This is a genomic window from Pseudomonas sp. S36 (genome assembly GCF_016647875.1).
In the GTDB taxonomy this organism is placed as follows: Bacteria; Pseudomonadota; Gammaproteobacteria; order Pseudomonadales; family Pseudomonadaceae; genus Aquipseudomonas; species Aquipseudomonas parafulva.
Map to the genome: position 1 here is coordinate 90,013 of NZ_JACVVG010000011.1, position 11,133 is coordinate 101,145.

The 11,133-nt window shown below is 61.1% G+C and carries 11 protein-coding genes and 2 tRNA genes; 6 read left to right on the top strand and 7 right to left on the bottom strand.

What is annotated here, in order from left to right:
- Positions 1 to 44: 44 nt before the first annotated feature.
- The 4 genes from aspS to IAE36_RS08920 form a co-directional block, all read right to left on the bottom strand.
- Positions 45 to 1,820, bottom strand: coding sequence for an aspartate--tRNA ligase (gene aspS / locus IAE36_RS08905; protein WP_028634598.1), 1,776 nt, complete (start codon positions 1,818 to 1,820; stop codon positions 45 to 47).
- A gap of 93 nt (positions 1,821 to 1,913) precedes the next feature.
- Complete coding sequence (locus tag IAE36_RS08910) at positions 1,914 to 2,135, bottom strand: FmdB family zinc ribbon protein (protein ID WP_003254776.1); 222 nt, start codon at positions 2,133 to 2,135, stop codon at positions 1,914 to 1,916.
- Between the two features lie 92 nt (positions 2,136 to 2,227).
- On the bottom strand, positions 2,228 to 2,557 hold the full coding sequence (locus IAE36_RS08915; protein ID WP_028634597.1) for a ribbon-helix-helix domain-containing protein: 330 nt from the start codon (positions 2,555 to 2,557) through the stop codon (positions 2,228 to 2,230).
- Between the two features lie 139 nt (positions 2,558 to 2,696).
- Positions 2,697 to 3,170 (bottom strand): Dps family protein, encoded by a 474-nt coding sequence (locus IAE36_RS08920; protein ID WP_028634596.1) that lies wholly within the window; start codon positions 3,168 to 3,170, stop codon positions 2,697 to 2,699.
- A gap of 277 nt (positions 3,171 to 3,447) precedes the next feature.
- Here IAE36_RS08920 and IAE36_RS23910 point away from each other — a divergent pair, with 277 nt between their 5' ends.
- A complete protein-coding gene (locus IAE36_RS23910) occupies positions 3,448 to 4,041 on the top strand; it encodes a cold-shock protein (protein WP_201211917.1) in 594 nt (197 codons plus the stop codon).
- Positions 4,042 to 4,093: 52 nt separating this feature from the next.
- On the opposite strand, the gene IAE36_RS08930 is transcribed toward IAE36_RS23910, so the two are convergent.
- Positions 4,094 to 4,300, bottom strand: coding sequence for a SlyX family protein (locus tag IAE36_RS08930; RefSeq protein WP_201163665.1), 207 nt, complete (start codon positions 4,298 to 4,300; stop codon positions 4,094 to 4,096).
- Positions 4,290 to 4,721: an HIT domain-containing protein gene (locus tag IAE36_RS08935; RefSeq protein WP_201211919.1), complete on the bottom strand. Its 432-nt coding sequence runs from the start codon at positions 4,719 to 4,721 to the stop codon at positions 4,290 to 4,292. Before IAE36_RS08935 ends, IAE36_RS08930 begins: the two co-directional genes overlap by 11 nt.
- Before the next feature lie 598 nt (positions 4,722 to 5,319).
- Here IAE36_RS08935 and IAE36_RS08940 point away from each other — a divergent pair.
- The 3 genes from IAE36_RS08940 (at position 5,320) to IAE36_RS08950 (ending at position 9,434) form a co-directional block, all read left to right on the top strand.
- Positions 5,320 to 6,591, top strand: a complete 1,272-nt coding sequence (locus IAE36_RS08940) for an OprD family porin (RefSeq protein ID WP_028634592.1) — start codon at positions 5,320 to 5,322, stop codon at positions 6,589 to 6,591.
- A 153-nt stretch (positions 6,592 to 6,744) separates the two neighbouring features.
- The gene (locus IAE36_RS08945; RefSeq protein ID WP_201211921.1) at positions 6,745 to 8,460 is read left to right on the top strand and encodes a proline--tRNA ligase; all 1,716 of its coding nucleotides are present in this window, start codon (positions 6,745 to 6,747) and stop codon (positions 8,458 to 8,460) included.
- 20 nt (positions 8,461 to 8,480) lie between these two features.
- Complete coding sequence (locus tag IAE36_RS08950; RefSeq protein WP_201211923.1) at positions 8,481 to 9,434, top strand: hypothetical protein; 954 nt, start codon at positions 8,481 to 8,483, stop codon at positions 9,432 to 9,434.
- Positions 9,435 to 9,498: 64 nt separating this feature from the next.
- Here the strand turns inward: IAE36_RS08950 and dinB are convergent, their stop codons facing one another.
- On the bottom strand, positions 9,499 to 10,557 hold the full coding sequence (gene dinB, locus IAE36_RS08955) for a DNA polymerase IV (protein WP_201163725.1): 1,059 nt from the start codon (positions 10,555 to 10,557) through the stop codon (positions 9,499 to 9,501).
- Positions 10,558 to 10,777: 220 nt separating this feature from the next.
- Between dinB and IAE36_RS08960 the strand changes: the two genes are divergently transcribed.
- A tRNA-Met gene (locus IAE36_RS08960) sits at positions 10,778 to 10,854 on the top strand.
- Positions 10,855 to 10,987: 133 nt separating this feature from the next.
- A tRNA-Met gene (locus IAE36_RS08965) sits at positions 10,988 to 11,064 on the top strand.
- The last annotated feature ends 69 nt before the right edge of the window (positions 11,065 to 11,133 follow it).

Here is an 11,133-nt window from a genome sequence, read left to right on the forward strand (position 1 = left end):
CGCCGAAGCGCATGGGCGCATCCGCCGGATACGCCCGGGGCCGATTACTCGACCTTGGTCTGCTCGCGCAGACGGATGTGCAGCTCGCGCAGGGCCTTGGCATCGACCAGGCCTGGGGCCTGGGTCATGACGCACGCGGCACTCTGGGTTTTCGGGAAGGCGATCACTTCACGAATCGACTGGGCGCCAGTCATCAGCATGACCAGGCGGTCCAGACCGAAGGCCAGGCCGCCGTGGGGCGGTGCACCGAACTTCAGGGCATCGAGCAGGAAGCCGAACTTCTCTTCCTGTTCCGCCGCTTCGATACCCAGCAGGCGGAACACGGCCTGCTGCATTTCCTTGCGGTGGATACGGATGGAACCGCCACCCAGCTCAGTGCCGTTGAGCACCATGTCGTAGGCGCGGGACAGGGCCGTGGCGGGATTGGCCTCAAGCTCCTGCGGGGTGCACTTCGGCGCGGTGAACGGGTGGTGCAACGCCGTGAAGCTGCCGTCTTCGTTCTCTTCGAACATCGGGAAGTCGACGACCCACATCGGTGCCCACTCGCAGGTGAACAGCTCGAAGTCGTGACCCAGGCGGATACGCAGCGCGCCCAGGGCCTCGCTGACGATCTTGAACTTGTCTGCACCGAAGAACACGATGTCGCCGTCTACAGCGCCGACGCGGTCGAGGATGGTGTTGAGGTTGGCCTCGGGGATGTTCTTGACGATCGGCGACTGCAGGCCCTCGACCCCTTTGGCGCGCTCGTTGACCTTGATGTAGGCCAGGCCGCGGGCACCATAGATGCCGACGAACTTGGTGTACTCGTCGATCTTGCTGCGCGGCATGCTCGCGCCGCCTGGCAGGCGCAGGGCGGTGACGCGGCATTTCGGATCGTTGGCCGGGCCGGCGAACACTTTGAAATCGACGTCCTTGAGCTGGTCGGCAACATCGACCAGTTCCAGCGGGATACGCAGGTCTGGCTTGTCGGAGCCGTAGCGGCGCATGGCTTCTTCGAAGGTCATGTGCGGGAAATCGCCGAACTCCAGGTCCAGCACTTCCTTGAACAGCTTGCGGATCATGCTCTCGGTCAGGCCCATGATCTCGGACTCGTCCAGGAAGCTGGTCTCGATGTCGATCTGGGTGAATTCCGGCTGGCGATCTGCGCGCAGGTCTTCGTCACGGAAGCACTTGGCGATCTGGTAGTAGCGGTCGAAGCCGGCCACCATCAGCAGTTGCTTGAACAGCTGCGGCGACTGTGGCAAGGCAAAGAAGCTGCCGGCGTGGGTACGGCTTGGCACCAGGTAGTCACGCGCGCCTTCTGGGGTGGCACGGGTGAGGATCGGGGTTTCCACATCCAGGAAGCCGTTTTCGTCGAGGAAGCGGCGGATGCTGCTGGTGATGCGTGAACGCAGGCGCAGCTTGTCGGCCATTTCCGGGCGACGCAGGTCGATGAAGCGATAGCGCAGGCGGGTTTCTTCGCCCACGTCGGAGTATTCGTTCAACGGGAACGGCGGGGTTTCGGCCTCGTTCAGCACATTGAGCTGATAACCGAGGATTTCGATGGCGCCGGACGCCATGTTGGCATTGACCGCACCGTCAGGGCGCTTGCGCACCTTGCCGGTGACCTGCACGACGTACTCGCTGCGCACGCGGTCAGCAGCGGCGAAGGTGTCGGCGCGGTCCGGGTCGAACACGACCTGGGCCATGCCCTCGCGGTCACGGATGTCGAGGAAGATCACCCCGCCGTGGTCCCGGCGACGATGGACCCAGCCGCAAAGGGTGACTTCCTGGCCGTCCAGGCTCTCGTTCAGTTGGCCGCAATAATGGCTGCGCATCATGATGGTGGTTTCGCTTCTCGTGATTCGTGTATTCGGTGGAGGCCTTGGCCGCCCGGAGGGCTAATACTGCAAGACCCGGTCACAGCATTCAACTCAGTCGGCCTTGTCGCCGCCTGCCAGGTTCTTCTTGGCGCCAGTCTTGAAGTCGGTTTCGTACCAGCCGTTACCGCTGAGGCGGAAACCGGGTACCGACAGCAACTTCTTCAGCGCCGGGGCCTGACAGGCCGGGCAGTCGGTTAGCGGCGCGGCGCTGATTTTCTGCAGCACCTCCATGCGGTGCTCGCAGGACGCACATTGATAGTCATAAAGGGGCATGGGTGTCTCTCGTCAACCACAACGCTGGCTGCCGGGGCAGCAAAAAGCGGGATTATATATGGTTAACCGACACTGCGCAGCCCGCCGGGCGATCAGTGCGCAGCTGGCGGGTCCTGCAGCCATGCCACACAGATCACGCGGATGAGGCCACTGAAGTTGCGCACCCCACCCTGGCGCAGGTGTATTTCGCGGTCCACGTAGGACAGTACCGCGCTGACCGAGCAGTGGTTCACCGCAGCGATGCGCTCCAGGATGCTCCAGTACACCGCCTCCAGGCGCAGGCAGGTTGAAAACCCGTTGAGCCGTACCGAGCGCGACACGGGCTGTGTCTGCAGCATGTCGAAGTCGGCCTTGAAGGGGTCGATGCACTGCTTGCCAGGCCAACGCCCCTGGCCTGTCGTACGTTTGCTCGCGCGGATCATCTGCCACACCTCCTCGTATCAGGTACCAGGGGGTGTATGAAGCGCCGTTCGGTCGGCACTGAGCAGCGGCAAAGCCTTCCCGCACAAATCACAAAGGCCCGGTCGGTTACCCGGGCCGGGCCCTCGCATACAGTGCCTGCTACTTGCCGTCGAGCAGAACTCGCAACATCCAGGCGGTTTTTTCGTGAACCTGCATGCGCTGGGTCAGCAGGTCGGCAGTAGGCTCGTCACTGACCTTGTCCACCACCGGGAAGATGCTGCGCGCCGTGCGCACCACGGTTTCCTGCCCCTGTACCAACTGGCGGATCATTTCATCGGCATGGGGCACCCCTTCCTCCTCCTCGATCGAGGAGTGGCGGGCATAAAATGCATACGAACCGGGTGCCGGAAAGCCCAGTGCACGGATACGCTCGGCGATGGCGTCGACTGCCAGCGCCAGCTCGTTGTATTGCTCTTCGAACATCAGGTGCAAGGTACGGAATGATGGCCCGGTGACGTTCCAGTGAAAATTATGGGTTTTCAGATACAGCACGTACGTGTCCGACAACAGGCGGGACAGCCCATCGACGATGGACTTGCGATCTGCTTCATTGATGCCGATATCGATTGCCATGACGTTCCCCTTCTGAAAGCTTGAGACCCAAACGGGTGCCGACCACTGTAGCAATACCTGGGGCGTTGCGCCTGTGACAAGGCGTTGCAGGCCACCCGCGAACGCCCTGCGGTTTGAGTACCCTGCGGCTTTACTGTTAAATAGGCAGCGTGCCACCCGTGCGGACTGCAATTGCCGGGTGCATAGGCTGTGGGTCATGTGTTCGCGCTCTACATCTCATGCGCACCGTGCCGCCAGCTCTCCCCGTGATCAGCTTTATCAACTGTGAGCCAATCCCATGTTCAAGATCGTCCATCTGGTGACGGGCGTGGCAGCGCTGCTGCTATCGTTCATGCCCAGCCTGAAAACCGAAGCCATATCCTTCCTGCAACAACCCGACGCGGTGTACCTGGCCCTGCTCGGCCTGCTCAACCTGGTACTGGCACCGGTGGTACCGCTGTACTACCGCGGCGCCAGGCAACAATTGCAATACCTGGCCTGCGCCTTGCTGGTAGTAGCGGTGGTGCTGCAAACCCTGACCCTGCTGGCGCGCCCGGAAATGGGCAACCTGGCGGCGCTGGTCTGTGCATCGCTGGCTGTACTGCTGCACCTGGTGGCGGGTTTCGCCCAAAGCCCGCGCAAGGCCCGTGCAACCCAGCACAGCGCTCCCGATGCGGGCAACCGGGATACCGGCACCGTGAAGTGGTTCAACACCTCCAAAGGCTTCGGCTTTATCTCCCGGGATTCCGGCGAAGATATTTTCGTGCACTTTCGCGCCATTCGCGGTGAGGGCCACCGCATTCTGGTCGAGGGCCAGCGCGTCGAGTTTTCCGTGATGCACCGCGACAAAGGCCTGCAGGCCGAGGACGTGGTGGCGGTGAACCGCCGCTGAAACCCACCCCTCCAGCGGGCCGGCTACCGGCCCGACAGGTAAGCCGCCGTGTTCAGTAATGAGGCGGCGGCGCCTCCTCACCCTCACTGCCGTACTGCCCTACCATTTCCTCGTAACGCTTGAGCAACTCGGCCATCTGCAACTGCAGCCGCTCGATCACCCGCCCCTGCTCCACCACCACGTCATTGAGCGCCTGGATGGTGTCATCCTGAAACGCCTGACGGGTTTCCAGCTCGACCATGCGCTGCTCAAGCGACATCGGCGGCCTCCTTGAAGCCTTCCAGCTGCAAAGCCCGCACGCGCTGGCGAATCACTTGCACCTGCTCGTCGCTGTAGCTGACTGCCGGGCACTTGCCCCAAACCGGTGCCGGCCAGGCCGCATCGCCTTGCATACGCACGATCACATGCATGTGCAACTGGCTGACCACGTTACCCAGGGTGGCGACATTCATCTTGTCTGCGCCATAGCTGGCTTTGAGCGCGACGGCCAACTGGGTGGTTTCTTGCCACAGCTGGTGTTGCTCGGCGGCGTCCAGGTCGAAAAGCTCACTGACGCCCGGGCGTTTTGGCACCAGGATGAACCACGGATAGTTGGCATCCTTGCTCAGCAGCAGCTGGCATAGCGCGAAGTCACCCAGTACCACCGTATCGAGTTGCAAACGCGAATCAAGAACAAACAAAGTGAATCTCCTCCAAGCGGATACAGCGGTTACAACGTAAAAAAAAGCCGTCATCAGAATACGCTGCACGATCCCGGTAACACAGCGCTACTTTTCGCACCAAAATGACGCCTCCTGCACACGGCCTGACACAAAGGAAGGCCACAATTGACTCTGGATTAACAAATCGCGGTAACACATTGACTTTGATAGCAAGCTAGCGGGTTTGCCACGTGGGTTTACACAGGCACACCATCAGACAGCCCACACCCCGTGTTTTCAGGACTCCGGCGGGGGTCGCCCGCGGCAAATGTGAAAATTTCATCAACCAGGGGCAAATATGAGCACGCTTGTTGCATTGCTCTGACGCCAAGTCGGCATGACTACTGCAATACCCGGGTTACCAAGGCTCTGTGTGAAAAGCTGCGGATTACGACCTGAAAATGCCCGACAGCGACGTGGAAAAAAAGTTCCGTAAAGAGTGCTTATTGCCATATCGCCAACGTCAGTCAGCGTGCTATATCTTTTCGCCGACATAACAAGAAAGAGCTGCGCCCGATAACTAGAACACCTGGATGCAGCGGTACTCTTCCTAAAAAAACCAAAGGAGCAAATCACGATGCGCGTGATGAAGTGGAGCATGATCGCCCTGGCCGTTTCGGCGGGGTCCTCGCAGATGGCACTGGCCTCTTCGCAGGATGAGTCCAAAGGTTTTGTTGAAGACAGCAAGCTGAGCGTCAAAACTCGCATGCTGTATTTCAGCCGTGATTTCCGCAACAACCAGGGCGGCCAAAGCCGCCGCGAAGAAACCGGCCTCGGTTTCGTCGGCACCTACGAGTCGGGCTTCACCCAGGGCACCGTAGGTGTAGGCCTGGACGCCATCGGCATGCTGGGCCTGAAACTGGACAGCGGCAAAGGCCGCGCCGGCACCGGCCTGTTCCCGACGGGCTCCGACGGCCGCTCGCAGGATGACTACTCCAAAGGCGGCGGCGCGGTGAAATTCCGCATTTCCGACACCGTGCTGAAAGTCGGTGACCAGTTCACCGCGCTGCCCGTCTTCGCAACCGATGACAGCCGCCTGCTGCCTGAAATCGCCCAAGGTGCATTGCTCACCAGCAACGACATCAAAGGCCTGACCCTGCACGCCGGCCGCTTCACCAGCCTGACCGGCCAGGAGCAGACCAACCGTGACAGCCTGCGCCTGAAGGAAGCCGATGTATTCGGTGGTACCTACGCCTTCACCGACAGCCTGTCCACCAGCCTGTACTACTCCAAGGTCGAAGACTACTGGCGCAAATACTACGCCAACGTCAACTGGGCGCTGCCGCTGTCCGACAAGCAAGGCCTGGTGTTCGACTTCAACTTCTACGACACCAAGAGCGATGGCCAAGGCCTGCAGCGCGCCGAGAAAGACGGCGTGACCAAGCTCGACAACCGTGCCTTCAGCCTGTCCGGTGCGTACAACATCGGCGCGCACACCTTCACCCTGGCCTACCAGAAAGTGACCGGTGACGGCGACTATGGCTACGGCGTAGACGGCGGTGGCACCGTGTTCCTGGCCAACTCCGTGGCGCGTTCCGACTTCAACGCCGAAGGCGAGAAGTCCTGGCAGGCCCGCTACGACCTGAACTTTGCCGAGTACGGCATCCCAGGCCTGAGCTTCATGACTCGCTACGTGCGCGGTACCGGTGCAGACACCGGCACCACCAGCAATGGCAAGGAATGGGAACGCGACATCGACATCAAGTACGTGCTGCAGGAAGGCCCGGCCAAGGACCTCAGCTTCCGCGTACGTCAGGCCACCTACCGTTCTTCCGATGGCGTCTACTACGGCTCCCCATCGCTGGACGAACTGCGCCTGATCGTGGAGTACCCGCTGAGCATCCTGTAAGCCTGGCTTGCAGTGCCCCGCACTTGAAAAGCCCGGCGATCACGCCGGGCTTTTTCTTTGGCTGACAACAGCGGCGCCCTGGGGCATCCTGTACGCCTTCGTTTCACCCCCGTACAATGCGGGGCTATTTCAACGTATTAGACACGGCTAACCATGCGCACCAGTCAATATTTGCTCGCCACCCAGAAAGAAACCCCTGCCGACGCAGTGGTCATCAGCCACCAGCTCATGCTGCGTGCCGGCATGATCCGCAAACTGGCCTCCGGCCTGTACACCTGGCTGCCGATGGGCCTGCGGGTCATGCGCAAGGTCGAGAACGTGGTGCGCGAGGAAATGAACGCAGCCGGCGCTCTGGAAGTGCTGATGCCCAGCATCCAGCCCGCCGAACTGTGGCAGGAATCCGGCCGCTGGGAGCAGTACGGCCCCGAGCTGCTGCGGGTCAAGGACCGTCACCAGCGCGAGTTCTGCGTGGGCCCTACCCACGAAGAGGTCATCACCGACCTGGCCCGCAATGAGCTGTCCAGCTATAAACAGCTGCCGCTGAACATGTACCAGATCCAGACCAAGTTCCGTGACGAGATCCGCCCGCGCTTCGGCCTGATGCGCGGCCGCGAGTTCATCATGAAGGACGCCTACTCGTTCCATGCCGACCAGGGCTCCCTGCAGGAGACCTACGACCGCATGCACCAGGCGTACACCAATGTGTTCACCCGCCTGGGCCTGGATTTCCGCCCTGTGCAGGCCGACACCGGCTCCATCGGCGGCAGCTACTCGCACGAATTCCACGTGCTGGCCGAGTCGGGTGAAGACGATGTGATCTTCAGCGACAGCTCCGACTACGCCGCCAACATCGAGAAGGCCGAGGCCATGCCGCGGGAAACCGTGCGCCCTGCCCCTACCGAAGAGCTGCGCCTGGTCGATACGCCCAATGCCAAGACCATTGCCCAGCTGGTTGAGAACTTCGGCCTGCCGATCGAGAAAACCGTCAAGACCTTGATCGTACGTGGCTCCGAAGAGGGCAAGCTGGTCGCCCTGGTCGTGCGTGGTGACCACGAGCTCAACGAAATCAAGGCCGCCAAGCTGGAGCAGGTGGCCGACCCGCTGGTCATGGCAACCGATGCCGACCTGCGTGACGCCATTGGCGCCGGCGCCGGCTCGCTCGGCCCGATGAACTTGCCGCTGGAGTGCGTGATCGACCGCTCGGTGGCCCTGATGAGCGACTTCGGCATCGGCGCCAACATCGACGACAAGCACTACTTCGGCGTGAACTGGGAACGCGACCTGCCAGTACCTCAGGTGGCCGACCTGCGCAACGTGGTCGAAGGCGACCCAAGCCCGGACGGCCAAGGCACGCTGGTGATCAAGCGCGGTATCGAGGTGGGCCATATCTTCCAGCTGGGCACCAAGTACAGCGAGGCGCTCAAGTGCCAGGTACTGGGTGAAAACGGCAAGCCAGTGGTGCTGTCCATGGGCTGCTACGGCATTGGTGTATCCCGTGTGGTGGCCGCTGCCATCGAGCAGAACCACGACGACAAGGGCATTATCTGGAACGATGCACTGGCGCCCTTCCAGATCGCCCTGGTACCACTGCGCTATGAGACCGAGGTTGTTCGCGAGGCGACCGACAAGCTGTATGCCGAGCTGACCGCTGCCGGTTACGAAGTGCTGCTGGACGACCGGGACAAGAAGACCAGCCCCGGTATCAAGTTCGCCGACATGGAACTGATCGGTATTCCGCACCGCATCGTGGTCAGTGACCGTGGCCTGGCTGATGGCAACCTGGAATACAAGCACCGGACCGAGCAGGATGCCCAGGCGTTGCCGCTCAACGAGGTGCTGACCTTCCTGCAGACCCGCGTTCGCCGCTGATAACCAATGCCCGAGTGATCATGTCAAAGCGAAGTACCTTCAACCTGACGGGCGCCGCACTCTGCGGCGCCCTGCTCGTCAGCGGCTGCGCCAACCAGATGCCCCAGCGTAGCGACCATGAGGAGCGCGTGGAGCGCAAGCTGCTCGAGCACACTTTGCAAATCGATGTTGGCGAGCCAGACGTCATGGAGCTGCCGCAGCGACGTGTGCGCGTGCACGAGCAGAAGCGTTTTGAAGTCACCGAATACGAAGTGACCCGTCACTACGACCGCTATACGCCCTACCAGCCATGGCGGGAAATCTACGAAATCCCGCTTGGCGCTGTTGCGGTGGTGGCAGGCGTTGGGGCAAACGTGGTCAACGTCTTCGCCTTGGGCAACCTGCCGCAAAGTGTCACCCATGACTGGCTGAGCTACGGCGTGGATGGCCTCAACCCGTTCATGAACGTGGCGTCCAATGGCCGCGCCCAGCAGAACCTCGCGGGTATCAGCGAAGTGCAGAAAGCCAAGCGCGAAGAGGCCACGAGCATGCCGTGGAGCGAGCGCCTGGTCGAGGTGAAAGCGGGCAAGATGACCCACGAACTCACTACCGACCGCAATGGCATGTTGCGCTTGAACCTGCTGGACACTCCGTTCTCCGAACAGAACCTCAACCACGTTGGCACACTGCATCTACAGGTCGTGGATGAAGACAACGCGGTACGCGGTGATGCCAGCCTATTGGTCAGCGCCACGCTGCGCAACAAGTTGCGCGAAGCCCACGAGCTGATTTTCGACGACCTCGAAGACGACGATGTCGGGCAATGGGTGCACCGGGTCAAACGCCTTTCAGAGCTGGGCCTGGAAGAGGAAGCCAGCGAAATGGAGCAAAGCCTGATCGAGCTGACGCGCAACGACCCGGAGCTGCAACAGGAGTTTCTCAAGTCGTTGACCAAGGCAACCGGCCGGCTGGTGGCCGACCCAGGCGCGCACTGATCCATTGATCCACTGGCAAAATGCGCCTTCTTTATAGAGAGCGGGCGCACCGTCGCCAGGTAGGCTACTGCGGTGGGAACAACTCCATCTGTTCATGCGCCCCGCGCAGGTCACGCAACCTCACCCCTACCCCCAGCAAACGCACCGGTTTGCCACCCCTGGCGAACGCCTGCCCCAATAACTGCCGATAACTGTCCAGGTCCCTGCCCGCCCCAGCCTGCTCCAGCGTGGTCTGGGTGAAGTCGTGGAACTTGACCTTGACGAAGGGTTTGTCCGGTCGGTAGCTGGCGTCCATTCGTTCGATGCGGGTATTCAGGCTTTCCAGCAGCTCCGGCAAGCGCGCCAGGCAACTGGCCAGGTCCGGCAGGTCGGTGTCGTAGGTGTTTTCCACGCTGACCGATTGGCGACGGCTGTCGTTATGAACAACCCGCTCGTCAATGCCTCGCGCCAACCCCCACAAGCGCTCGCCGAAACTGCCGAATTCGCGCACCAGCGCCAGGCGCGACCAGTCTCGCAGTTGCAGGCAGGTTTCGATGCCAAGGCGCGTCAGCTTCTCTGCGGTCACCTTGCCCACCCCATGCAGCCTGGCAACCGGCAATGCGGCGACAAACGCCTCGACCTCGTCGGGCGTTATCACGAACAACCCATTGGGCTTACGCCAGTCACTGGCGATCTTGGCCAGGAACTTGTTGGGCGCCACACCTGCAGAAACCGTGATATGCAGCGTGCGGGCAACACGCCGGCGAATGTCTTCAGCGATGCGCGTGGCGCTGCCGGCGTACCACTGGCTGTCACTGACGTCCAGATAGGCTTCATCAAGGGACAACGGCTCGATCAGGTCGGTGTACTCGCGGAAAATACTGTGGATTTCACGGGAAGCTTCGCGGTAGGCCTCGAAACGCGGCTTCACGATCAACAGGTCCGGGCACAGCTTGAGGGCATGGCGGGAAGACATGGCCGAGCGCACACCATAGGCCCGCGCCTCATAATTGCAGGTGGCGATGACCCCACGCCGCTCGGCGGAGCCACCCACTGCCATCGGCCGACCGGCCAGGCGCGGGTCGTCGCGCATCTCGATTGCTGCGTAGAAGCAGTCGCAGTCGACGTGGATGATCTTGCGCAAAGACATGGATGACCGTGAGCACTGTAAATTCATACAGATAGTAGCGCATGAGGCCTGGAGTGAAACAGCCTGTGCCCAAGGTTGCCCGATTACCGGCCTGAAAACCCCGCCACGCCTGGGGCGCTCCCCTTTCACGGCTGCTAAGAGTTTGAACGGGAAAGGTTTTTTTAGAATAAAGCTTGACACCTCCAGGGAAATCCGTAGAATTCGATCTCACAGGCGCGGGATGGAGCAGCCTGGTAGCTCGTCGGGCTCATAACCCGAAGGTCGTCGGTTCAAATCCGGCTCCCGCAACCAGATTCGAGAGAAGGCCACTGTTAACGCAGTGGCCTTTTTCTTTGGCCCTAAGAAAGTGCGGCTAAAAAAATCAAAAGAATCAACAAGTAGCGCTTGACACCCTCCATGGAAACTGTAGAATTCGCCCCACTGACGCGGGATGGAGCAGCCTGGTAGCTCGTCGGGCTCATAACCCGAAGGTCGTCGGTTCAAATCCGGCTCCCGCAACCATATCGTCAGAACAAACCCCGCCTGTTTAGCGACAGGCGGGGTTTGTTGCTTTAGCCCCCCGTACACCCC

Coding starts and splice junctions, on each gene's coding strand:
- IAE36_RS08930 (WP_201163665.1), bottom strand. CDS start 4,300: ATGTCGCTTGAGCAGCGCATGGTCGAGCTGGAAACCCGTCAGGCGTTT.
- IAE36_RS08940 (WP_028634592.1), top strand. CDS start 5,320: ATGCGCGTGATGAAGTGGAGCATGATCGCCCTGGCCGTTTCGGCGGGG.
- IAE36_RS08950 (WP_201211923.1), top strand. CDS start 8,481: ATGTCAAAGCGAAGTACCTTCAACCTGACGGGCGCCGCACTCTGCGGC.
- aspS (WP_028634598.1), bottom strand. CDS start 1,820: ATGATGCGCAGCCATTATTGCGGCCAACTGAACGAGAGCCTGGACGGC.
- IAE36_RS08910 (WP_003254776.1), bottom strand. CDS start 2,135: ATGCCCCTTTATGACTATCAATGTGCGTCCTGCGAGCACCGCATGGAG.
- IAE36_RS23910 (WP_201211917.1), top strand. CDS start 3,448: ATGTTCAAGATCGTCCATCTGGTGACGGGCGTGGCAGCGCTGCTGCTA.
- IAE36_RS08915 (WP_028634597.1), bottom strand. CDS start 2,557: ATGATCCGCGCGAGCAAACGTACGACAGGCCAGGGGCGTTGGCCTGGC.
- IAE36_RS08920 (WP_028634596.1), bottom strand. CDS start 3,170: ATGGCAATCGATATCGGCATCAATGAAGCAGATCGCAAGTCCATCGTC.
- IAE36_RS08945 (WP_201211921.1), top strand. CDS start 6,745: ATGCGCACCAGTCAATATTTGCTCGCCACCCAGAAAGAAACCCCTGCC.